Origin of the sequence: Streptomyces sp. OZ13 (assembly GCF_052068155.1) — a bacterium.
In the GTDB taxonomy this organism is placed as follows: domain Bacteria; phylum Actinomycetota; class Actinomycetes; order Streptomycetales; family Streptomycetaceae; genus Streptomyces.
Genome location: NZ_JBQHCZ010000020.1, coordinates 87,231 through 110,213, shown reverse-complemented (window position 1 = coordinate 110,213; position 22,983 = coordinate 87,231). Strand labels below are relative to the sequence as shown.

Genomic DNA, 22,983 nt, shown 5'->3' with positions numbered 1-22,983 from the left:
GCCTCGTCCCGTGACACCGGAGCCCGCCGGCCTGATTCCCGGTGGACCGCACCGGGCCAGGTGACGGTCCTCCTTCACAGGGGCTCCGTCCAGCCGTTCCGCACAGCATGGGCGCCGAGCTGCATCCGGGTCCGGACTCCGGCCATGTCCATGAGATGACGCAGGCGCCGGTGCAGCGTGCGCGGTGACACACCGAGTTGGGTCGCGGCCGTCAGGTCCGTGAGACCGGCAAGGAGCAGCGCGAGGATCCTGCGGTCGAGCTCGGTCGGGCCCTGCGGACCGAACTCGACGTCGAGCGGGGACTCGGCTGCGGAGCCCGACAACTCGAGCGGGTGGGCCGTGCGCCAAACCGTCTCGAACAGCGCGTCCAGCGCGTCCAGCAGGCCGCTGCGGTGCAGCAGCACGGCGCCCGGCTCTCCGGCCGGCGTGACCGCGAGCGGGACAAGGCCCAGGTCGGCGTCGGCCAGCACCAGTTTCATCGGGAGGTGGTCGGCGACGCGCAGTTGCACGCCGTTGCGCTGGGAATCGATCGCGTCCTGGACGATGCCCGGCTCTGCCAGCACGGCGCGGTCCAGCACAGCTCGGAAGAGCACTCCGCGGCCGAGGGCCATGGGCTCGGCCGTGTTCTCGTCGGGAGGCAGGGCGACGAACGGTGCGGTGATGAAGGAGCGGACCTGTGTCCGGGCCGCCTGCTGCACCTGGAGGAATCGATGACGGATGGCGTCGACGCCCGTGACGACCTCGATCAGGTCGGTGATGCTGCTGCCGGTCATCGCGGCCCGGTGTTCCTCGGCGAAGGTCACCAGTGCCTGTTCGGCCCTGCGCAGTCCGTCCCGGCGCTGGCTGATGAGGGCGCCGAGTGCCATCGCCGGCGGCGCGGCGGTGAACCGCTCGTCCGCCGACCTGGTCGCCAGCCCCCACTCGACCAGACGGCACAGTGCCTTGTCGACGTGAGCCTGCGACACGGCGACCACGTCCGAGAGACGGTCCGCGGTGGAGTTCGGCTGTCCGAGCAGCGTCCGGTAGACGCGCTCGTCATCGGGTTCGAGGCCCAGAACATCCAGCATCGGCGACCGACTCTCTTCCGCTTGCCGCAGCGGGGAGAGTATCCGCCATGGCAGCAGATCTTGAACAGTCCCTGCTGGGAGCGGGTGCGAGGGGAGCCCCGGGGAGTCGCCTCCCCGGGGCCCGACAGTGCGGCTCATCGCAGGCCGTACGCCCGGACGATCTCGTTCTTGACGCTGTATCCGCTGTCCGTCTCGGCACTCGCACGGACCGAGAGGAAGCCACCGGGCTTCTTGGCCGTCCTGAACGACCCTGTCCAGTAGCCGTCGGGGCCCTTGGCCAGGGTCACCATCTGCCAGGTGGCGCCGTCGTCGTACGAGACGTCCAGCTTCACCGTGGTGACGGTGCCCGGCACGGTGCCGAGGTCCATCGACACCGGCTTGAGCGCGATCTTCTGGCTCGCGTTGGCTCTGACGTCGCCGTGCAGGTCCGTCTCCAGCTTGTAGTCCAGGTTCAGCACCGAGAACGGCTCGAAGGAGTCCGAGTCGACGGTGTCTGACACGAAGGTCCACTCGGTGTGGGTGCGTGTCGACAGCCGGAAGACGTCATCGGGCCGCTCCACGTCGAGGACGGCGCGGTAGGGCAGCTTGCCCGCCGGCACCTCCACCCACTGCATGTCACCGCCGACCGGGTTGTCGTGGATCAGCCTGGCGCCCTGGAAGACCTGCAGGTGGGACGGTGTCTCACCCCACGGCAGGTAGCCGCCCAGCCGCATGGTGTCGCCGGCGGAGGCCCATGCCTGCACGTTCCAGGTCATGAAGTTCTGCCACCGGGAGTTGTACACCCCGAAGGACTCGCTCTGGGCGGGGCGGGTGGCCGGGGCGAACCAGTCCAGCCGGGTGGTGCTGCCCTTGGTGTACGTGTTGTCGCCCGACACCATCACCCACGGCAGGTTTCCGTCGATGCCCTGAGCGTGGAACTCCCGCCACACCTGACCCGGGGTCACCCACTCGGTGCGGACGCCCGGGTGCCACTCGCGGTCGGGGAAGTTGAACGACGGGCTTAGGGTGAAGTCGGACCGGTAGCCCTCCGCCGACCGGCCGCCGGCGGCCGCGTAGTAACGGGCGTCGATGCGGGCGAGGTCGCCCTTGGAGGGCTTGTAGACCAGGGCCCGGTCCGGCACCTGGCCGGGATAGTCCCGGGTCAGGTCGTAGACGAACGGCGTGTGCTCGGTCTGCTTCACGGTCAGCTCGAGGTTGCCGGCCCTGGCCATCGAAATGAGGGTCTCACCCGCGTCGCGGTGCACGGAGGCGACCGGGACGGTCGACTCGCCGACGTACTCCATCAGGGGACCGACACCGTCGTTGACCACGATCAGCGCCTTGGCTCCGGCCGCGGCCGCGGCCTCGGCTCGCTCCTGCGGCGAGACCTCGTCGCTGCGGCCGACAACGACGACCTTGCCCTTGGCCGTGACCTTCTCGTACGCGGCCGCAGCGCCGTCACCGGCGTGGACGGCCTCCAGCCTGTCCGTGGCGGTACCCAGCGTGCTGCCCGCCTGCACCAGTGTCTCGAACCGGAGCCGACCGTCCGCCGAGCTCAGGCCGAGCTGCGGCTCGCCCTTGCGCCAGCGGGTGACCAACATGAACTCGCCCTGCTTCATCGGCTCCGTCGGCGCGACGTAGACGTCGTCGTACGTCGGCGGCAGCACGTACGCGCTGCGGTAGTCCATGTACGGGTCGAGGCCGTCGTAGTGGACGTTGAAGTCGACCTTGCGCTGACGGTCCTCGGTGCGCTGCGGCGCCTCGGTCTGCAGCAGGCGGACCTTGCTCGCGTCCAGCACCACATCGGCGGAGCCGTCCTTGAGTACCGTCTCCGGGTCGACCAGCACGGCCAGGCCCGAGCGGTCCGCCTTCTCGCCCGCCACATCGAGGTACCCCGCGACGGTGTAGAGGCCGGGTGCCATGCGCATGGTGGTCGAGCCGTCGACGTAGACACTCCACGGCCAGGAGTCGCCGGCCAGATTGATGCCGACCCAGCCGGCGGCGGGCTTGCCGTCACGGCCGACCAGCTTGATGTTCAGGTCGTAGCGCTCCTCCTCCTTGAGCAGCGCCAGGGACGTGCGGGTCACGTGCTTGCCGGTCGCCGCGTCGGTGGCTGTCACGTGTGCGACGTGCCGACCCGCCGAGGCGGTCCGCGGGTCGCCGGTCACCGGGACGGCGGCCTTGCCGCCCGCAGGGACGGTCACCGTGGCGGCGCCCAGTGTGAACGGGCCGTCGGTGTCGGTCAGTTCCAGGCCCAGCGTGATGTCGGCGGAGCCGGTATTGGTGAAGGTCAGGTCCTTCGTGGCGGCGACGTCGCTCGGCTCGTGCGGCCATGTGTGGTTGCCGAAGAAGAGCGATCCGGTGCCTCGGACGGTGGCGCGCACGGCCGCAGCCACATCGAGACGGCCGGTTCCGACCTCGTACGGCGAGTAGTCGCCGTCCAGGCCCTTCGCCGTGCTCGTCAGGTGCTCCTTGAGCTGCGCGCCGGTCCAGTCCGGGTGCTGCTGGGCCAGGATCGCCGCCGCGCCGGCGACGTGGGGCGTGGCCATCGACGTACCGCTGATGGTGCGGTAGAGGCCCTCACCACCGTCGGTCATCTCCTGCGACCTGGCCGCGGTGATGTCCACGCCCGGCGCCGCGATGTCCGGCTTCATGCCGCCGGAGTGGGCGAGCGGGCCGGTGCTCGAGAAGGCCGCGAGCCGGTCCTGCTTGTCCGTGGCCGCCACGGTCAGCGCCGCGGCGGCCGCACCCGGGGCGGAGATGCTCTCCGGGCCCGAGTTGCCGGCGGCTATGACGAACAGCGTGCCGTACTGCGCGGAGAGCGCGTCGACCGTCTGCGACATCGGGTCGCTGCCGTCCGTGGGATAGGAGTCACCGAGGCTCATGTTGACGACGTCCGCACCGGACTCGGCGGCCCACTGCATGCCGGCCATGACCCAGGAGTCCTGGCCGTAGCCCTCCGCGCCGCCGAGCACCTTGCCGACGTACAGGTCGGCGCCGGGGGCGACACCCTTGTTCTCGCCGCCCGAGGCGGCGCCCGAACCGACGATCGTGCCGGCCACATGCGTGCCGTGCCCGTTGACGTCGGTGACGGCCTCACCCGGCACGAAGCTCGCCGTGGCGTCGATCAGGCCGGCGAAGTCGGGGTGGTCGGCGTCGATGCCGGTGTCGAGCACGGCGACCTTGACGCCCTTTCCGGTGTAGCCGGCGGTCCAGGCCTCGGACGCGCCGATCAGCGGCACGCTCTCCTTCAGACTGGCCTTCACACGACCGTCGAGCCACAGTTTCTCGACACCCGCTCCCAACGTGGCGCTGCCTTGCGGCGCCACGGAGGTCCAGAAGGTGCGGGCCTGCCGCTTCTCGGTGCTGAGCGCAGCACCGCGGATGCCGTTGAGCTCGCGGGTCAGCTTGCTGCCCCGGGGGGCCGTCCGCTCGGCGGCCGCGCGGGACTTCGGCTCGGAGTAGGTCGCGATCAGCGGTACGGCGGCCGACTTCGCGTCGTCGTACCCCATCTCGATCAGGTCGGTGACGTTGAACAGCCGCCGGTCCAGCTTGTCCGTTCCCAGCAGCGGCACCGCCTCGTCCGGGATGACGAACACGTCGCCCTTGATCTCCTGGAGTTTCACGCCGCCGACGGCGCTGTCCGGCCGGTCGACGTCGGCTGTCTGCTTGCCGTCGGCGGTCGTGGTGACCGTGACGACGTCGCCGGTGACAAGGGTGACCTTGTGGGTCCCCGAGGGCTTGGCGGTGACGGTGGGCTTGCTGGGAGCGGCTTGTGCGGGTGCCTGCAGAAGGGCGAGACCCGACGCCAACAGGGGCACCGCGGTGGCTGCCGCGAACAACTGCCGGCGTCTGCGCCGGAAGGCGGAATCTTGGGAGGGGGAGTGCATGCCAAGGGTCTATCGACCGGTGACTGCCGTCGTGAAGGCCTCATAGCGGCAAGTCCTCGCCATGGCAGATGCTTGTCAGCAGCGAACCACGCATTCCGTGCGGAAGAGTGAACTCGGACCGACGACCCCCTGCTGATGTGTCCTGAACCGGCGTGCCGTTGCACAGCCTGTTCGGTCGTTCGGTGGAAAGCGCCTCGGGGCGGTGACGGCCGCGGCCGACGCCGCGTCAGTGCAAAACCTTCTCCTTGGCCTTCTGGAACTCCGACTCGGTGATGTCTCCCTTTGCCTTGAGCTCGGACAGCCTGGCCAGCTCGTCCGTGCTGCTGCGGGCTCCGGCAGTCTCGCGGATGTAGGCGTCGACCGCGGCCTTCTGCTCCCGGGTGTGCTGCAGCTCCCGCTCGCCCATGCCCCTGCCCCGCGAGATCACATAGACCAGCGCGCCGAGGAAGGGCACGACCAGCACGAAGATCAACCAGGCCGCTTTCAGCCACCCGTTCATCCTGTCGTCGCGAAAGACGTCGACGATGATGCGGAACAGCAGCAGCAGCCACATCACCCACAGAAAGATCCACATCACGGTCCAGAACGCGCCGAGCACCGGGTAGTCGTACGCCAGGAACAGATGGCTGTCCATCGTCACTCCTTGTGGCCCTCCACGGTGCCTGCCGGAGTGCGGCACCGGTCGTGACCCCAGCTTCGGCACGCGCACCGGCGATGCCATCACCCGCGACGGGTGATTCACGGCCCCCGCCTCGGCCATCAGGGACTGCGTACCGTTACCGCCTGCGACGCCCCGTAGTTCGACACCCTTCTGAAACGCCTCGTCGAGCCGGCTCGCGTCACCGGAGGGCCGGGACGCTCCGGGGTGAACACCGGGCCACGTGCTGGGGTCACAGGTGGTCGCCGCATCGCTCACCCCTTGCGGGTGAAGCGCCTTCGCGCACCGCGAATCATGATGACTGGACGTGAGCCGGCATCGGCTCGCGCGGTGGATCTCGGACAGGTCCACCGTCAGGAAGGCGATCCGGCGCTGACTCCCGGTCGCCGCCACGCCGGGCAGTGTGCTCAGCACAGATCACCGGCGAGAACCGAATCGAGGCACCATGACCACCACTCTTCAGCGGGACACCCACCGGTCGGCAGCGATGGCGAGCGGGCTGATGGTGTTCGCCGGCGTCCTGCTTCTGATCGCCGGAATCCTCGATGTCCTGCGCGGCATCATGGCCATCGCCGAGGACGAGGTCTTCGTCAACACCCAGAACTACGTCTTCGAGTTCGACCTCACCACGTGGGGCTGGCTGCACCTGATCATCGGTGCACTGGCGATCATCGTCAGCATCGGCCTCTTCAAGGCCGCCGTCTGGGCGCGTGTCCTCGGCGTGGCGCTGGCGGGCCTGCTCATCATCGCCAACTTCCTGTCGCTGCCGTACTACCCGGTCTGGTCGATCGTGGCCATCGCCATGTACACCTTCGTCATCTGGGGCCTGTGCACGGCCCGCAAGGACGACTTCGCCCCGACAGGGGGCACCGGCGGCCGCAGCGCTCACCACATGTGACTCCGGTCCGCGGTGAGCAGCCGGCGAGGAGCGAGAAGACGTCGATACCGGGCGGGATCCGCGCGAAGGCGCTGGAGGCGATGCTCAGTCAGTCGCCGATCGGTCCGTGCCCGGTTCGGCGTCGACAAGGCGCCCGGGGGGCCGGAACTGGGCCTGCATGTGGCCGAGATGCGCCGCCTGCCGAGCCGAGCCCGGCCCGGCTCGGTCCGTCCGGCGGCCGAGCACGCCACAACTGCCCTGTCGCACCTTCCCCGGCGGTACTTGGCCTGTGTCGCAATCACCCTCTGCGGGTGAGGCCGTCACGGTCGCCCGGGGCGAACCTCTGAGAGAGCAAGGGAGCCCGTTGCCCGACGTGCCGTGGCACGCGTCCCGACCCCCTCGGCGGCAAGCAACGTGCCGCAGGGGGGACGCCGGCGACGGAGTCACCTGATGGAGAGGGATCTCATGGCTCGGAGCAGAACAGACGACCAGCAGTCGCATACACCGTTCCATTCCCGCCCGGGCGTCCGCCGCCTCGCACCGTTCGCTCTGATCACCGCGATCGCGCTGGTATTCATCTTCGAGAACCGCGAGAGCGTCAAGATCCGCCTGCTCGTCCCCGAGGTGACCATGCCGCTGTGGGGCGCCCTGTTGATTGCCTGGGCCCTCGGCATCCTGGGTGCTGTGATCATCCTGCGTCGACGCACGGACCGGCACCCACCACGACAGCGGTGACGGCGAGGTGCGGAGGCCTTCCCCTTGACGGGCCGGGGCACGGGCCGGTGCGGCGCGAAGCGGGCGGGGCGGTCGCCGCCCCGCCCGCTTCGCCGTGAGCGTCAGTCGCGGTAGGACCGCAGCTGCCAGGCCTTGATCCGGTCCACGCCGACGGAGCCGCCTTCCGCGAAGACCTGGATACCGTCGCTGTCTGGGTCGGGGAAGATCTGGTCGGTGATCACGGCCTGGCCGTCGCCGCCGAACACCTCCACCGACGACCAGTCGACCAGGATCCGGAGCCTGACCTTGCCGTCCTCGGCCGCCAGTGGCGCGCGCTGGACGCCGGGGAAGTCGTGATGGAAGTCCACCGCGCCCGACTTCGTGCGGTCGACGTACAGCTCCTGGGTCTTCGTGTCGTACCCGATGACGGTCTCCTGCCCTTCACCGGTACGGACCTTGAGCCCGAAGCGCTCCGCGTCGCCGAGGGAGAAGGTGGCCTCGAGGTCGAGGGACTTTCCGTCCGCCCGCCCACCGGCCAGCGGCGTGGAGCCGTCGGTCACAGTGAGCCCGCGGACACCGACAGCCTGCCCGGTTCGGAGCGACCGGACGGACGTCACCGGCTGCTGCGTCAGCCGGATCCGGCCGTCCACGGTGCGCAGCGCCATCTCTCGAGGGATGCTTTGCGCGCTGCGCCAGGGGGAGGTGGGGATGCTGTTGCCGTACTGCCAGTTGTTCATCCAGCCGATCATGCGGCGCTTCCCGTCCGGCGCGTCCTCCCAGGAGACGGCGGCGTAGTAGTCCTTGCCGTGGTCGACCCAGTGGGCCCGCTGGACGCTGGAGGTCGCGGGCCTGTCCGCGGCGACGAAGTGGTCGGCCATGATGTGGCCCCAGCCGCCCTTGTTCATGTCGACCAGCTGGACGGCGGCCTGCTCGCCCTGGTGGGCGCGGAGGTCGAACGACGCCCAGTCCAGGCTTCCGCTGTCCGCACCGGAGACGCTCTGGACGACCTTGCCGTCGACGACGAGATTGACCGCCGTCTCGGTCGAACGCGGCCGTGCCGGGCTGTCGGAGAGCATGACCTGGTCGAGCAGGATGTGCCCCCAGCCGCCGGTGTTCTCGTCGACGACCTCGATGTGCGCCTTGCGGCCGGCGAGGTCCCCGACGTCCCAGGAGGCCCAGTTGAGCGCCTCCGAGTCGGCGCCGGTGGCGCTGCGTACGGTCCGGCCGTCGACGACGAGGCGTACGGCGGTTGGCGCTTCGGCTCCGGACGGGTGCCGGCCGCCGCCGACGAGGAGGTTGAGGTACTTCGCCGTGACGGTGAACTCGGGCGAGGTGAGCGTGCCCGTGGTCGAGTCGCCGCCCAGGAAGCTGTTCACCAGCCGGTCGCCGGTGTGCCCGGACACCTGCTGCTGGCCGGGGAGTGTTCCCGCGGCGGGGCCGTCGCCGAAGGCGGTGCCGGTGGCGGTCCAGGATCCGTAGCCGTCCTGCTCGAAGTCGGCGAGGACCGTGCCCTCGGGCGCCGGTGCGTCGCCCAGGACCGAGCCTGGGACGTGCGGGTGACGGCCGCCGGCCACCTTGAAGTTGAGGTACGCGCTGTCCACGGTGAACGGCTGCGAAGTGAGCGTGCCGGTCTCGGCGTCGTCGCCGTGGAAGCTGTCGACGAACCCCCGGCCCTCGACGCCGCTCGTGCCCGAGGAGCCGGGCGCCGGCGCGGGGACCGGTCCTCCGCCGAAGGCCGTGCCGGTCGTGGTCCAGTTTCCGTAGCCGGCTGACTCGAAGTCCTGGACGACATGCCCGGGGGGAGGCGTGTACGAGCCGTCGTCGTCCGGGGTGAAGCGGGTGCCGTCGAAGTCGCCGACGAAGTACTGGGCGGCCGAACCGCCCGCGATGCCACCGGGGTTGATGTTCACGACCAGGACCCACTTGGTGCGCCCGCTGTCGCCGTCGACGGGCAGCGGGAACAGGTCGGGGCACTCCCATACGCCCCCGACGGCTCCGGCCGGTCCGAAGTCGCTCAGGTGCGTCCAGCTCTTGAGGTCCTTCGAGGAGTAGAAGCGGACCTTGTGCTCGGTGGACAGGGACACCGTCATCAGCCAGCTCTTCGTCGGCGCGTACCACTGCACCTTCGGGTCGCGGAACTCCTTCGAGCCGATGTCGAGGACCGGGTTGCCCTCGTATTTGGTCCAGGTGCGGCCCCGGTCGGTGCTGTACGCCAGCGACTGTGCCTGCCTGCCGTCCTTCTTGTAGGCGCTGGTGTAGACGGCCACCATCGCGGGGTCGTCCCTGGTCCCGAAACCGCTGGTGTTCTCATGGTCGACGACCGCGCTGCCGGAGAAGACCATCTCCTCGTCGTCGTGCGGGATGGCGAGCGGCAGCTCCTCCCAGTGCACGAGGTCCGTGCTGACCGCGTGGCCCCAGGACATGTTGCCCCAGGTGTTGCCGCTCGGGTTGTACTGGTAGAAGAGGTGGTACTCGCCCTTGAAATACACCAGCCCGTTGGGGTCGTTCATCCAGTTCTTCTCCGGTGAGAAGTGGAACTGGGGCCGGTAGGTCTCGGTGTGGGGCGCCGTGCCGGTCGCCGCCGCCGGGGGGACTACGGCGGTGACGGCGAGCGCGCATGTCGCGGCTGCCGCGGCGGCGAGGCGCAGCCGGGCACGTCGGTACGCGGGGCCTGGGCTCATGGTCTCTCCTGCACTGTGGGCGGCGGCGTCCTGCCCGCGTCCGCTGCGGGGACACGCTGCCGAAGGGGATCGCGGTGCCGGGCGGCGAGGCGGCCCGGCACATCGGTGTCATCGCTGACATATGTCAGCGATGACACCCGCTGGCGAGTGATGATGAGCGCGCTCGGGGCGGTCCGTCAATGGTTCCGGCGGATCCGCCGGAACGGGAAAGGATCGCGGCCCTACGTCCCGACCGAAGCCGCCGGCTGCCGCAACTCACGTTCCCATGGCGGGTTCGGGCCGCTGACCGAGCAGGTCAGAGCCGCGACCCTGGCCGCGTACACACATGCCTGCGTGACGTCTTCGAGGCGCAGGCCCGTCAGCCGGCCGCCGAGCAGTCCCTTGGCCCCGAGGTGGTGGAGAAGCCCTGCCGTGAAGGAGTCGCCGGCCCCGACGGTGTCGACGACGGCGGTCGGCGGCGCCGGGACCGTGACCCGCTCGCCGTCCAGCGAGGCGATCGCGCCGCGTCCCCCGAGGGTGACGACCACGAGCCGGGCGCCCGCCGCGTGCCAGATGTCGCATGCCCGGTCGATCGGGTGACCGGGCAGCAGCAGCTCCAGGTCGTCCTCGCTCACGCGCAGCACGTCGGCGAGCGCGCACCAGCGCGGCAGGCGTTCCCGGTAGACGTCGGGCGCCACGAGCAGCGGCCGGACGTTTGGGTCGAGGGAGATCGTGGCGGTGGCCGAGGCGCGGGCCAGGAACTCCTCGACGGCCGGGCCGCCGGGTTCGCGGACGAGGGCCAGCGATCCGGAGTGCACGCAGGCGGTGGACGCCAGGTCCGTCGCGGCCAGTTCGTCCGCCGTCCACTGCCAGTCCGCGGTGCCCTGCGCGTGGAAGGAGTACGCCGCCCGGCCCGCCGCGTCGAGCTCGGCGACGGCCAGGGTGCTCGGCTCCCCGGCGCGTACGGCCTGGGACAGATCGACGCCCGACGACTCCAGGCGGGCACGGAAGAGCCGGCCGAACACGTCGTCCGACAGCCGGGCCAGCAAGCGGGCGGGCGTGCCCAGCCGGGCGAGGGCGACGGCCGTGTTCGCCGGGCCGCCGCCCGGCAGAACCCGCAGGCCGAGCTCGTCCGGTGCGGGTGCGGGGACGGTGAAGGCGTCGGCGACGCATTCACCGAGGACGGTGATCTGAGGCAGGCGCATGACTGCTTCTCTCCGGGTAGGGCGGCGCGGGGGCGGAGTGCCGCGGAGGGGGAGCCCGAGGGCCGGCGCCGCCGAAGTGCGGTGGCCGGCTCTGCGTTGCGGATTTGTGACGTCGTCAAGGCATTGACGTTGCCGGGAGCCGGAGTCCATCATCCTCCGCAAGCAGTGTCAACGATGACATAGGTCAACGATGACACCGCCGCAGCAGCAATCTCCTCGCGCCGCGGAGCCTTTGGGCAGCGCGGCCGCTCCGCCCGAAACCAGCAGGAGTTCAGTCATGCCCAGAAACAACCGTGCCGTTACCACCCTGATCAGAGCCGCAGCCGGCACCACTGCCGCGACCCTCGCACTGACGGCCTGCGGCTCCGGAGCACAGGGCGGCTCCGGCGGCGGCGGGGTGAAGGTCGGCCTGATCACCAAGACGGACACCAATCCCTTCTTCGTGAAGATGAAGGAGGGCGCGGAGCAGGCCGCGAAGGAGAGCGGCGTCGAACTGGTCAGCGCCGCAGGCAAGTTCGACGGCGACAACGCGGGCCAGGTCACCGCGGTCGAGAACATGGTCAACTCCGGCGTGAAGGGCATCCTCATCACGCCCAACGACTCGAAGGCGATCGTGCCGGCGCTCGAGAAGGCCCGCGCCAAGGGAGTACTGGTCATCGCACTGGACAGCCCGACCGAGCCCCAGGACGCCACCGACGCCCTGTTCGCGACCGACAACGTCAAGGCCGGCGAACTCATCGGCCGGTACGCGAAGGCAGCCATGGCCGGCAAGGAGGCGAAGATCGCCACACTCGACCTGGCCCCGGGAGTCGCGGTGGGCGTGCAGCGGCACGAGGGCTTCCTCAAGGGCTTCGGCGTCCCCGAGGGAGACCCGTCGATCGTGTGCAGCCAGGACACCGGCGGCGACCAGGCCAAGGGCCAGACCGCCATGGAGAACTGCCTCCAGAAGGCACCCGGAATCAACGTCGTCTACACGATCAACGAACCGGCCGCGCTCGGCGCCTACACGGCGCTGAAGGCCAAGGGCCTGGAGAAGAAGGTGCTCGTCGTCTCCGTCGACGGGGGCTGCACCGGCACCGAAGCAGTCAAGGCAGGCAAGATCGCCGCCACTTCGCAGCAGTACCCGCTCAAGATGGCGTCCCTCGGCGTCAAGGCCGTCGCGGACTTCGCCGCGGACGGCAAGAAGACCTCCGGCTACACCGACACCGGCGTCACCCTGATCACCGACCAGGAGCAGACCGGGATCGACGCCAAGGACACCGCGTACGGCCTGGAGAACTGCTGGGGCTGAGCCCCGCAGCGGCACCACGCACCGGCGACGACTTCCAGCACCCGCCTCGCGTACCGGCTTTCGGCACGCACCTCCGGCACCCATCACCGGCAAGGACCACCATGACTGCCACGACCACGCCCTACGGCCAGCTGAAAGGACCGACCGCGGTCCGCCGGCTGATCGCCACACCTACCGCGGGCCCTCTGGCCGCACTCCTGCTCGCCTGTGTCTTCTTCTCGCTGACGACCGAGCAGTTCCTGTCCGGCGGCAACTTCTCCCTGATCGTCCAGCAGGTCATGGTCGTGGGCACCCTCGCCATCGGCCAGACCCTCATCATCCTGACCGCCGGCATCGACCTCTCCTGCGGCGCCGTCATGGCGTTCGGCAGCATCGTCATCGCCAAGACGGCAGCTCAGGGAACGCTTCCCCCGCTCGCCGCGATCGCCCTCGGACTGGTGGTCTGCGGCGGCTTCGGGCTCCTCAACGGCCTGCTCGTGCAGCTGATCCCGCTGCCGCCCTTCATCGTGACGCTGGGCATGCTCAACGTGGCGTTCGCGCTGACGCACATCTACTCCGCCGAGCAGACGGTGACCGATCTGCCCGCCCCGCTCACCGCCCTCGGCGAGACCTTCCCCCTGGGCGGGACCGACATCACTTACGGCTCACTCGTCACCATCGCCCTTTTCCTGGCCTTCGCCTACGCACTGAGCAGCACCTCATGGGGCCGCCACGTCTACGCCCTCGGCAACAGCCCGGAAAGCGCTCGGCTGAACGGCATCCGCACCTCCCGGCTGACCATCGGCGTCTACACGCTCGCAGGGCTCGTGTACGGCGTCGCGGCCCTCCTGCTCGTCTCCCGTACGGGCGTGGGCGATCCCCAGGCCGGACAGACCGACAACCTCGACAGCATCACCGCTGTCGTCCTCGGCGGGACCAGCCTCTTCGGCGGCAGGGGCGCCGTCCTCGGCACCTTCATCGGCGTTCTGATCGTCGGCGTCTTCCGCAACGGGCTTCAGCTGATGGGCGTCGCGTCGATCTATCAGACGCTGATCACCGGCATCCTCGTCATCCTCGCCGTGACCGTCGACCAGATCTCCCGGAAGAAGGCGTGATGAGCACCGACACGTCCGCGACGCCCGTCCTCCAGGCCCGCGGCCTGGTCAAGAAGTACGGCCATGTGACCGCCATCGACGGCGCCGACTTCGACCTCATGCCCGGCGAGGTCCTCGCCGTCATCGGTGACAACGGAGCCGGCAAGACGAGCCTGATCAAGGCGCTTACCGGCGCAGTCGTCCCGGACGAGGGCGAGATCAGACTGGACGGGAGGCCCATCCGGTTCAGCGGCCCGCAGAGCGCACGCGAACACGGCATCGAAACCGTCTACCAGGACCTCGCCGTGGCGGCCTCCATGGACATCGCCTCCAACATGTTCCTCGGGCGCGAACTGCGCCGCCCCGGCGTCCTCGGCAGCGCGTTCCGCCTGCTCGACAAGAAGCGGATGCGGGAGGAGGCCGCCGCACACATGGCCGATCTGAAGATCGGCCTGCGGTCGCTCACCCAGGCGGTGGAGACCCTCTCCGGCGGTCAGCGCCAGGCCGTCGCCGTCGCCCGCGCGGTGGCCTGGGCCAGAAGCGTCGTCGTGATGGACGAGCCCACAGCGGCGCTCGGCGTCAGGGAGTCGGGGCAGGTGCTCGACCTCATCCGCCGGGTCCGCGACAAGGGCATGCCCGTCGTCCTGATCAGTCACAACATGCCGCACGTGTTCGAGATCGCCGACCGGATCCATGTCCACCGGCTCGGGCGGCGCGAGGCACTGATCAAGCCCTCCGACCACTCCATGGCCGAGGTGGTCGCCATCATGACCGGGGCGCTCACGGTGAAGAGCGACGGAGGTACCGTCGTCACCGACGCCGACGCCGCCAAGGCGGCAGGCGTGTCGGCCCACTGAGCCGGCAGACAGAGAAGACAGCGGGCCCGGCCCGGACGGGCCGGGCCCGGCGAACGCACAGGAACGGTGGTACATGGCCGCGACCCGCCGCCCCACACTGGCCGATGTCGCCCGAGAAGTGGGCGTCAGCGCCAAGACGGTCTCACGGGTGCTCAACGAGGACGGTCCGAGTTCCCCGCAGACCCGGGAGCGCGTCCTCGCGGCGGTGGCGAAACTCGGGTTCCAGCCCAACCTGATGGCCCGGAACATCCGCGTCGGAGGCCCCGACACCACCGTGGGCCTGGTCGTGCCCGACCTGGGCAACCCGTTCTTCGGAACGGTCGCCGGCGGCATCGAGGAGGCGGTCCGCACCCGCGGACTGACCCTGCTCATGGGCTCGTCCGCCGAAGATCCCGAACGGGAACGAATGCTGACCGAGACCTTCCTGGCCCGCCGTGTCAGCATCCTGATGGTGGTCCCGGCGTTCGGAGCCGACCACCGCCACCTCAAGGTGCCACGCGCGGCCGGCCTGCCGGTGGTGTTCCTCGACCGCCCCGGGGTCGGCCTGTCCACCGACTGCGTCGTCAGCTCCAACCGGACCGGTGTCCACGAGGGCGTGTCGCACCTCATCGCGCAAGGCCACCGGCGCATCGGGTTCATCGGAGACCTGCCCGCGAAGCTCTACACCCGGCGTGAGCGGCTCGCCGGCTACACGTCGGCGCTCGAGGAGGCGGACCTGCCCTACGACCGCGCTCTGGTGACCGGCGCCCACGGCCAGGAGTCGGCCGCTGCCGCGACCACCGCACTGCTGGGCCTTCCCGATCCGCCCACCGCCCTGTTCGCGGGCAACAACATCGTGGCCATGGGTGTGGTCGCCCAACTGACCCGCGCCGGCCGGAAGGACGTCGCCCTGGTCGGCTTCGACGACCTCCCGCTGGCGGAGGTGCTCGAACCGGCTCCGACCGTCGTGGCGCAGGATCCGGCAGCCATCGGCGAAGCGGCGGCCAGGACCGCGCTCGCCCGCCTGGACGGCGACCGCTCCCGGGCCCGTACCGTCACCGTCCCCACGCGCCTGGTCGTCCGCGGCTCCAGCAGGCCGCCACGGCGGGCCCGTACCTCTTGATCCGCTTGTCACCTGTGCGGGCGTGCGTCGGTGGCCATGGGCCCGCAGCGGCGGCGATTGCCCGGCCGGTCCAGGCGCCGCCTACGCCCGAGGCGACGCGGTGAAGCGGTCGAAGCCCGCGATACGGGGAGAGAACCTGAGCGCTCCGTGCTCGCCGAGTGCTGAGCGCAGTCCGGCCGCCACGTCGGCGTCCGGCTCACCGAACACCTCGAAGTGCTCCACCCGGCAGTGCTCCATGACCTCCTGGATGTACGGGTCCGCGAGCTTCCAGTGCAGGCGGACCGCGTCGGAGTCCCGATAGAGCTGGAAGCTGTGCGCGAGCATCCGCTCCTCGTCGACGAACGTCTGGACCGTCAGCTGCGGGCCATGCCGCTCTGCGAAGTCCACGGCTCTGGCGATGGCGCCGCGGAAGCTCTCCAGGTGGCCGTCGGTGATACGCATGGTGTTGCGGAAGAGAAGGATTCCGTCGTCGTGTCGGCTCATGGGTCGATCCTGAAACCTCGACCACGGTCGAGGTCAAGTGGTCCGGCTTGCCTCTGGTCGTCGGCCCGCCGCTGCTCATCGAGCGGGCGCATCCGCGGTCGCGCACCGGGCGCGATGCGGACGGGGCTTCGCGCGTGCGTGAGAAGGCCGGTCGGCCCGTTTCACGTGTCCCCGATGAAGTGCTCCATGAGACGCGCGGCAGTGACCGTGCCCAGCAGGCGCACGCCGTCGGCGTCGCGCTCGATGACCGCGACCAGAGGGCTTCGCGTGCGGGCCATCAGCGCGGCGACCTCCATCGGACGGGCGTCAGGTCCTACGACCGGCGGCGGGAAAGCACTCCGGGGTGCCCATTCCGCGGCGGTGAGTCCTGCCAGCCGCTCGGCCACATCGACGTCGGACCGCTCGTCGACGACGGCCGCGAGCCGTGGATCCTCGAGGATGTAGTGGGGCACGAGCTGCCGCACGAGCTGAGAGCCGGGCACGATGGCGTAGGGATGCCCATCGGCATCGAGGACGAGCAGGGCCGGCAGTACCCGCTCGGCCAGCATCCTGGCCGCGTCCATCGCGCCGTCGTCGGTGGTCACGAACGGATACGCCTCCGCAAGATCCCGCGCACGCACGGCCGTCCTCCTTCGCCCTTGCCTGCGAGCCGAGGGCGTGTCCGAATTTCTCGGAGCCGCGTCCGCCTCGCAGTTCCAGGTCAGCGGGCTGTGGGTCAGGCGGCGGTCCACTCGTGGGCCCGGCCGCCGCGCCACTCCACCATGCCCGGGTCGTCGATCACCGTGTCCGGGTCGTCGATCCCGGCGGCCTCGAGGAAGACCACCAGGTCGTGATCGGAGTAGGCGGTACCCAGGATCTCGTCCCTGGCGGACAGGTGCACCGTCACCCGCCGGCCGCCCGACGGCGACGGCCGGTGCACAACGATCGGCGCCCTACCCACACCTCAAGACTGCCGTCTCGTGGGCACGGCAGCCACTCATACCGGGCTTTTTTCTGCTCGCCGCCGCTGAGCGTCGCTGTCGGTCGTCGCGCGACCGGGAAGGAGCCGGTCCGCTCACCCCGAGGGCGGCGTGGAGCGGCAGCGGGAGCGGCCCGAGGCTCCCGGCGACGATGGCGCTCGTCGCACAGCACGGGCTGATCTTCTGACGAAGCGCCGCGGGTCCTACGACGCCGGGAGAACGGTGGACGCTGCGGGCTCAGGCACCCACGGTCCCGTCGACACCCTCACGCAGAAAGTCCGCGTGCCCGTTGTGACGCCCGTACTCCAGAAGCACATGCACCATCACCATCCGCAACGAGACCTCCTTGTCCCATCTGGGCTGATATCCGGCCTGGTCCAGGGAGTTCGCCTCCCGCTCGATACGGCGCGAGTTCTCCACCTCGGCCTCCCAGGCCGCGAACGCCTCTTCCCTGGTCGACGCGCTCGCGTCGTACGCCGCCTGGAAGTCGATCTTGTCGGACCAGACCATGGGCGCGTCGTTGTCCTCGAACACCCGACGGAACCACGCACGCTCCACCTCCGCCATGTGTCGCACCAGGCCGAGCAGCGACAGCGTGGACGGGGGCATCGACTGCTGCCGCAACTCCTCGTCGGTGAGCCCTTCGCACTTCATGGCGAGGGTGGCCCGGTGGTAGTCGAGGAAAGCGCGCAGCATGTCACGTTCGTTGCCGAAACCGGGCGGTCCTGTGCGGTGGTCGCTGGTCACTCGTCTGCTCCTCGTCCGTGCCTGCATGGAGGGCCAGTATCTGCTTCCGCCGGCCGGCCCCGTGCGGAGATCGTCGATCACGTCCGACAGCCACCGTGGAGCCGCGGCGCCGTCGGTCATGCGGGGCGCCGCGTCAGGGTGCCGAGGACGCGTATGTGCGGGCGGCCGTCCGGCTCGGGGGCGGTGACCGCGACGCGTACGCCGTAGACGTCGGCGATCAGCGTCTCCGTCAGCACCTCCTGCGGGGTGCCCGCGGCGACGACACTTCCTTGCCGCAGGACCACGACGTGGTCGCAGTACATCGCGGCGAGGTTGAGGTCGTGCAGGGCGACCACGCTGGTCACGCCGAGTCCGCTGACGAGGCGGAGCAGGTCGTGCTGGTGCTGGATGTCGAGGTGGTTCGTCGGTTCGTCCAGGAGCAGTTCGCGTGGCTCCTGGGCGAGGGCCCGGGCGATCTGCACGCGCTGGCGTTCACCTCCGGAGAGCGTGTGCCAGGCGCGGTCGGCCCGGTCGGTGAGCCCCGTGCGGTCGAGGGCGTCGCGGACGGCCCGTTCGTCGGCCGGCGACGGGTGGGCCCAGGCACGCCGGTGGGGAATGCGACCGAGCCGTACGACGTCGACGGCGGTCAGCTCGACCACGGTGTCCGCCTGCTGCTCGACGACGGCCACCCGACGGGCGACGTCCCGGCGGGGTATGCGCTCCAGGGGCCGGCCGTCCAGCGTGACCACCCCGGAGGCAGGGGCGAGCACGCCGCAGAGGATGCGCAGCAGTGTGGACTTTCCCGAGCCGTTGGGACCGAGCAGGGCGGTCGTCGCACCGGGTCCCGGTGCGACACTGACGCCGTCGAGGATCAACTGTCCACCGGCCGTGCGGGAGACGCGATCGGCGATGAGGGTCATCGGGCCACTCTCCGGGTGCGGTACAGAACGAGCACGAACGCGGGCACGCCGATCAGGGAGGTCATGACACCGACCGGCACTTCCTGGGGTTCGATGACGGTCCGGGCGACGGTGTCGACCCAGATCAGGAAGACGGCTCCGCCCAAGGCCGTGGTGGGAAGCAACCTGCCGTGTCCGGGCCCGACGAGGGCGCGGGCGGCGTGGGGGAGTACCAGGCCGACGAAGCCGATGGCGCCCGCCGAGCTGACCAGGGCGGCCGTGAGCAGGGCGGTGACACACAGCAGCAGGAGTCGGGCGCGGCCGACGTTCACGCCCAGGGTGGCCGCCGCGTCCTGCCCGAAGGCGAACGCATCCAGGGTCCTCGCGTGACCCAGGCAGACGGCCAGAGCGGCCCCCAGAGCGGCGAGGCACAACCACACGTCGGTCCAGCCGGCCCCGCTCAGCGAGCCGAGCAGCCAGAACAGCACGCCGCGGGTGGTCTCCGCGTCGGCGGACGTGACGACGACGAACGAGGTGAGCGCGGAGAACAACTGCATCGCCGCGACGCCGGACAGCACGACCCGGTCGGTGGTGCCGCCAAGGGTGTGGCTCAGCAGAAGCATCGCGGCGAACGAGCACAGAGCACCGGTGAAGGCCCCTGCGGAGACGGAAAGCACCCCGCCGCCGACGCCCAGGACGACCACGGCGACGGCACCGGTGGAAGCTCCGGAAGAGACGCCCAGGACGAAGGGATCGGCGAGCGGGTTGCGCAGCAACGACTGCATCACCGCCCCGCACAGCGCGAGTCCCGCGCCGCACACGGCCGCCAGAAGCGTGCGCGGGAGGCGGAGGTTCCACACGATGCCGTCACGGATCGGGGTGAGACCCGAGACGTCGCCCCTCAGGTGCGAGGCGACGACGGACCAGACGTCACGGACGCCGATGTCCGCCGGCCCGATGGTGATGGCGAGTGCGACGGACATCGCCAGCGCGGTGAACCCGGCCGCTCCGCGCAGCAGCGCGGAGGTCACTTCGCGAGGCCGAACCGGCGCAGCGCGTCGGCCACTTGCTCGACGCCCTCCACCGTGCGGATCGTCGGGTTCATGGCCTGGCCGCTGAGCAGGACGTACCGCTTGTGGCGTACGGCGTCCATGTTCCGTGTGACCGGATCGGTCTCCAGGAACCGGATCTTGTTCGCGGCGCTCTCCGCGGTCTGCGACTTGCGGGTCAGGTCGCCGATCACCAGGACGTCCGGGTCGCGGTCCGCGACCGTCTCCCAGTTGATCTGCGGCCATTCCTCTGTGGTGTCGTCGAAGACGTTCTTCGCACCGGTCTCACGGGTGATGACGCCGGGAGCGCCGCAGCATCCCGCCATGTACGGGGACTCGGCGTTGGCGAACCAGTACATCAACGTGACGTCGGAGGCGTCGAGTCCCGCGGTGGCCTTGCGCACGCGGGCCTCGAGTTCCGCGACCAGCTCGTCGCCGCGTTCCTCGACGCCGAACACGCGGGCGAGGTCGCGTACTTCACCGTGGACGGTGTCCATCGTCAGCGGGCTGGTGCGCACGCCGTCCCCGTCACCACTGTTGTCCTTGCCCACGCAGTCCGACGGCGAGAGGTATGTCGGCACGCCGAGTTCCTCGAACTGCTCGCGCGTGGCCACACCGCCCTTGCCGAGGGTGGAGGCGAACGAGGCGGTGACGAAGTCGGGTTCGGCGGCGAGGACCTTCTCGAAGGACGGGTTGTTCTCCGCGAGACGCTCCACGCCGGCGGCGGGCTTCTCCAGGCCCTTCATGACGGGGTCGGTCCAGGTGGCTGTCCCGGCCATCCGGTCGGCGAGGCCCAGAGCGAGCAGGATCTCGGTGGTGCCCTGGTTCAGGGAGACGGCGCGCTGTGGACCGTCTCCCTGGATCTCCACTTTCTTCCCGCAGTTCTCGATGACCCGCGCACCGGCCTGCGGAGCGGAAGAAGGCCGGGGCGAGGTACCGCACCCGGTCAGCAGCAGCATTCCACTGAGGAGTACGGCGGACGAAGCGGTCGGGCGGTTGAAGGGCACAGCGTCGTTCCTAGCGTCGAGGGCCCATGCGCGGGGCCCGTCCCTACGGTGTGCCAGCAGGTCTTCGGACTCGGGGTCAACCGGACGAGGCGCCTTCCCGGGCCGGTGTCCTGGCCCAGTGGCTGTGTGCCACGCCCGTCGCCCTCACCGCTGCGCGTCAGCTCCGGATTCGCACCGGATTCCCTGACTCACGTACACGCACGTACGGAGTTCGACTGGCTCGCGGAAGCTACCACAGGGGTCGAAGTCCGGGCCGTCCACGGGGGTGTGGGGCGCCGGTCGCCCGGAGCGTGTGAACTCGGCCGGTTTCGGCCTTGTGTCCAAGGACCGAGACCCTTGTTCTGGCGGCCCTGCTCGTGGGCGTGACGATCGCCGCTGTACTGCTCGGCGACACCAAGCTGTTGCTGGGCGACGTGATGAACTGGTGCCAGGGGCGCGCCGGCCGGACGATCACGTTCGTCCTCGACACCCGCGTTCCGCGGGTACTCGCCGCGCTCCTCGCCGGCGCGGCGCTTGCCCTGGCCGGGACACTCGTCCAGTCGGTGACCCGCAACCCCCCTTGCGGAGCCCGGTGTCCTGGGCGTCTCCGGTGGTGCCGCCCTCGGCGCCGTACTCCTTGTGACCACGGTGCCCCTGGCCGGATCATGGAGCGTCGCCGGTGCGGCGTTCGCCGGCGCCGCGGTCAGCTCCCTCGTCGTCTTCGGACTCGCCGGCGAGGCGGATTCCAGCAGAACCGGCTCGTTCTCGTCGGTTTCGGAGTCGCCACCGGGGCAGCGGCGCTGATCAGTCTCCTCATCGTCCTCACCGACCCGTTCAACGCCACCAAGGCGCTCACCTGGCTGTCCGGATCGACCTATGGGCACACGCTGCCCGATGTCGCGCCGCTCGCCGTCGTGCTCGCCGTGGGTGCGGCCTTCACGGTGACGCGCCGCACGGAACTCGACCTCATGTCGCTCGACGAGGACATGCCGAGACTCCTCGGCATCGGCCTGTCACGGGGGCGGCTCGGCTTCCTCGTCCTCAGCGTCCTGCTCAGCGCCACCGCAGTGGCCGCCGCCGGCACGATCGGTTTCGTGGGGCTCGTGGCACCGCACGCGGCCCGTGCCCTCGTCGGCCGGCAGCACGTACGGGTGGTGCCGGTCGCGGTGCTCCTCGGCGCCGTGCTCGTGTGCACCGCCGACCTGGTGGGCCGCACGGTGATCGCACCGGCCCAGCTCGGTGCCGGCCTGATGACCGCCGCGATCGGGACTCCGTAATTCCTCCATCTGCTCGTACGCAGCCGCAGGTAGCGCGAGCGCCGCCGTTTTCGACGGACCGCCGGTCCGGTCAGCAGGGCCGGCACCCGCATGGTGCAACCCCTGGGTTGCACGTCAAAGTCTGATGTGCAACTCTGGGGTTGCACTGATGGTGGAAGCGAACAAGGAGTCCCCTCATGAGCGAGGACCGGATCGAAAGCGAAACCCTCATCGCAGCGCCGCTGGAGCGGGTCTGGTCGCTGGTCGCGCAGCCCGGGTTCTGGGTCGCCGACAAGGCGAGCCTGCCCGGCACCGTGGCCAGGGAAGGCGAGTCGATGGTGGCCAAGAACTCCGAGCACGGCGACTTCCCCGTGCGGGTGGAGAAGGTCGAGCCGCCCACCTACCTGGCGTACCGCTGGACCAGCGCGTTCCCCGGAGAGGAACTGCGTGAGGACAACAGCACCCTCGTGGAGTTCACGTTGACCCAGGAAGGCGAGCGGACGCGGCTCCACGTCGTCGAGAGCGGGTTCGCGGCACTGGCCGGGTCCCAGGAGCTGCGCAGCCAGAACAGGAAGGACCACAGCGAGGGCTGGCCCCTGGAGCTCGACGCACTCAAGACGCGCGCCGAGCAGTCGTCCGCGTGACCGACGGGGCTCACGGCGCCGGCGATACCGTCGACAGCGTGCTCGTCGCGCTGGCCGACCCGACGCGGCGTCAACTGCTGGAACTGCTTGCCGCGAAGGGCGAGGCCACCGCGACGACGCTCGCCGAGCCGCTTCCCGTCTCCCGGCAGGCGGTGGTCAAACACCTCGCCGTCCTGGACGCGGCCGGGCTGGTCTCCGGGACCCGGGTGGGTCGCGAGGTGCGATACGCGGTGCGGCCCACGGCGCTGGACGCGACGGCCCGCTGGATGGCCGCGCTCGCGGCCGACTGGGACCGGCGCCTGGCGAACATCAAGCGCGTCGCCGAGGCGGCGGAGGAAGCGGAGCGGGGTCCGCGTTAGCGCTCCGATTGCCGTTGCTCCGGCGTGAAACTGTTCGAGCACACATGGGCCGACGACGGTCGGCTCACGGAGGCGCCGCCACGGAACCGGCGCTGCCGCCGTCGCGACGCGGTGAGCGACTCACTCGCACCGGGCCGCGGCGGCGCCTGCCCCGACGACGTACGCCGCCGCTTTTGCCGTACGGCGTCCAGCGGACCGCGGACGACAGCGGTCCGCCACACCCCTTCGGCGCAGAACGACTGCCGATGG

General features: G+C 70.2%; 20 protein-coding genes, 1 pseudogene and 1 riboswitch. Of the genes and pseudogenes, 9 read left to right on the top strand and 12 right to left on the bottom strand.

Features of this window, described 5'->3' with window-relative positions:
* Positions 1-74: 74 nt before the first annotated feature.
* The 3 genes from ACTMTU_RS32085 to ACTMTU_RS32075 form a co-directional block, all read right to left on the bottom strand.
* Positions 75-1,067, bottom strand: coding sequence for a helix-turn-helix domain-containing protein (locus ACTMTU_RS32085; RefSeq protein ID WP_441266937.1), 993 nt, complete (start codon positions 1,065-1,067; stop codon positions 75-77).
* Positions 1,068-1,201: 134 nt separating this feature from the next.
* Entirely contained in the window at positions 1,202-4,936 is a 3,735-nt protein-coding gene (locus tag ACTMTU_RS32080) for a S8 family peptidase (protein WP_441266936.1), read from the bottom strand.
* Positions 4,937-5,162: 226 nt separating this feature from the next.
* The gene (locus tag ACTMTU_RS32075; protein ID WP_441266974.1) at positions 5,163-5,570 is read right to left on the bottom strand and encodes an SHOCT domain-containing protein; all 408 of its coding nucleotides are present in this window, start codon (positions 5,568-5,570) and stop codon (positions 5,163-5,165) included.
* Between the two features lie 469 nt (positions 5,571-6,039).
* On the opposite strand from ACTMTU_RS32075, the gene ACTMTU_RS32070 reads away from it, so the two are divergent.
* On the top strand, positions 6,040-6,492 hold the full coding sequence (locus ACTMTU_RS32070; RefSeq protein WP_441266935.1) for a DUF7144 family membrane protein: 453 nt from the start codon (positions 6,040-6,042) through the stop codon (positions 6,490-6,492).
* A 444-nt stretch (positions 6,493-6,936) separates the two neighbouring features.
* Complete coding sequence (locus ACTMTU_RS32065) at positions 6,937-7,206, top strand: hypothetical protein (protein ID WP_441266934.1); 270 nt, start codon at positions 6,937-6,939, stop codon at positions 7,204-7,206.
* A 101-nt stretch (positions 7,207-7,307) separates the two neighbouring features.
* Here the strand turns inward: ACTMTU_RS32065 and ACTMTU_RS32060 are convergent, their stop codons facing one another.
* Together ACTMTU_RS32060 and ACTMTU_RS32055 are read right to left on the bottom strand one after the other, a co-directional pair.
* A complete protein-coding gene (locus ACTMTU_RS32060) occupies positions 7,308-9,866 on the bottom strand; it encodes a GH32 C-terminal domain-containing protein (protein ID WP_441266933.1) in 2,559 nt (852 codons plus the stop codon).
* Between the two features lie 221 nt (positions 9,867-10,087).
* On the bottom strand, positions 10,088-11,050 hold the full coding sequence (locus tag ACTMTU_RS32055) for a carbohydrate kinase family protein (RefSeq protein WP_441266932.1): 963 nt from the start codon (positions 11,048-11,050) through the stop codon (positions 10,088-10,090).
* Positions 11,051-11,327: 277 nt separating this feature from the next.
* Between ACTMTU_RS32055 and ACTMTU_RS32050 the strand changes: the two genes are divergently transcribed.
* The 4 genes from ACTMTU_RS32050 (at position 11,328) to ACTMTU_RS32035 (ending at position 15,373) form a co-directional block, all read left to right on the top strand.
* Complete coding sequence (locus ACTMTU_RS32050; RefSeq protein WP_441266931.1) at positions 11,328-12,341, top strand: sugar ABC transporter substrate-binding protein; 1,014 nt, start codon at positions 11,328-11,330, stop codon at positions 12,339-12,341.
* Between the two features lie 101 nt (positions 12,342-12,442).
* Positions 12,443-13,435, top strand: a complete 993-nt coding sequence (locus ACTMTU_RS32045; RefSeq protein ID WP_441266930.1) for an ABC transporter permease — start codon at positions 12,443-12,445, stop codon at positions 13,433-13,435.
* Positions 13,435-14,271, top strand: coding sequence for an ATP-binding cassette domain-containing protein (locus ACTMTU_RS32040; protein WP_441266929.1), 837 nt, complete (start codon positions 13,435-13,437; stop codon positions 14,269-14,271). Before ACTMTU_RS32045 ends, ACTMTU_RS32040 begins: the two co-directional genes overlap by 1 nt.
* A 73-nt stretch (positions 14,272-14,344) precedes the next feature.
* The gene (locus tag ACTMTU_RS32035; protein ID WP_441266928.1) at positions 14,345-15,373 is read left to right on the top strand and encodes a LacI family DNA-binding transcriptional regulator; all 1,029 of its coding nucleotides are present in this window, start codon (positions 14,345-14,347) and stop codon (positions 15,371-15,373) included.
* 81 nt (positions 15,374-15,454) lie between these two features.
* Here ACTMTU_RS32035 and ACTMTU_RS32030 read toward each other — a convergent pair whose 3' ends face one another.
* The 7 genes from ACTMTU_RS32030 to ACTMTU_RS32000 all read right to left on the bottom strand — a co-directional run bounded on the left by ACTMTU_RS32030 (position 15,455) and on the right by ACTMTU_RS32000 (position 20,496).
* Positions 15,455-15,856, bottom strand: a complete 402-nt coding sequence (locus tag ACTMTU_RS32030) for a hypothetical protein (RefSeq protein ID WP_441266927.1) — start codon at positions 15,854-15,856, stop codon at positions 15,455-15,457.
* Positions 15,857-16,017: 161 nt separating this feature from the next.
* The gene (locus ACTMTU_RS32025; protein ID WP_441266926.1) at positions 16,018-16,476 is read right to left on the bottom strand and encodes a CBS domain-containing protein; all 459 of its coding nucleotides are present in this window, start codon (positions 16,474-16,476) and stop codon (positions 16,018-16,020) included.
* Between the two features lie 95 nt (positions 16,477-16,571).
* Entirely contained in the window at positions 16,572-16,796 is a 225-nt protein-coding gene (locus tag ACTMTU_RS32020; protein ID WP_441266925.1) for a hypothetical protein, read from the bottom strand.
* Positions 16,797-17,052: 256 nt separating this feature from the next.
* The gene (locus ACTMTU_RS32015) at positions 17,053-17,562 is read right to left on the bottom strand and encodes a DinB family protein (protein WP_441266924.1); all 510 of its coding nucleotides are present in this window, start codon (positions 17,560-17,562) and stop codon (positions 17,053-17,055) included.
* Positions 17,563-17,678: 116 nt separating this feature from the next.
* On the bottom strand, positions 17,679-18,461 hold the full coding sequence (locus ACTMTU_RS32010; RefSeq protein WP_441266923.1) for an ABC transporter ATP-binding protein: 783 nt from the start codon (positions 18,459-18,461) through the stop codon (positions 17,679-17,681).
* Positions 18,458-19,423, bottom strand: coding sequence for a FecCD family ABC transporter permease (locus tag ACTMTU_RS32005; RefSeq protein WP_441266973.1), 966 nt, complete (start codon positions 19,421-19,423; stop codon positions 18,458-18,460). The genes ACTMTU_RS32010 and ACTMTU_RS32005 overlap by 4 nt, the downstream gene beginning before the upstream one ends.
* A gap of 44 nt (positions 19,424-19,467) precedes the next feature.
* Positions 19,468-20,496: an ABC transporter substrate-binding protein gene (locus ACTMTU_RS32000; protein WP_441266922.1), complete on the bottom strand. Its 1,029-nt coding sequence runs from the start codon at positions 20,494-20,496 to the stop codon at positions 19,468-19,470.
* Positions 20,497-20,534: 38 nt separating this feature from the next.
* Positions 20,535-20,731, bottom strand: a riboswitch (cobalamin riboswitch).
* A gap of 97 nt (positions 20,732-20,828) precedes the next feature.
* On the opposite strand from ACTMTU_RS32000, the pseudogene ACTMTU_RS31995 reads away from it, so the two are divergent.
* The 3 genes and pseudogenes from ACTMTU_RS31995 to ACTMTU_RS31985 form a co-directional block, all read left to right on the top strand.
* Positions 20,829-21,752, top strand: a pseudogene (locus ACTMTU_RS31995) (iron chelate uptake ABC transporter family permease subunit); the annotation flags it as partial.
* Positions 21,753-21,928: 176 nt separating this feature from the next.
* Positions 21,929-22,375 carry an SRPBCC domain-containing protein gene (locus tag ACTMTU_RS31990; RefSeq protein WP_441266921.1) on the top strand — a complete coding sequence of 149 codons (447 nt, stop codon included), beginning with the start codon at positions 21,929-21,931 and terminating at the stop codon, positions 22,373-22,375.
* A complete protein-coding gene (locus tag ACTMTU_RS31985) occupies positions 22,372-22,734 on the top strand; it encodes an ArsR/SmtB family transcription factor (protein WP_441266920.1) in 363 nt (120 codons plus the stop codon). The genes ACTMTU_RS31990 and ACTMTU_RS31985 overlap by 4 nt, the downstream gene beginning before the upstream one ends.
* Positions 22,735-22,983 lie beyond the last annotated feature (249 nt).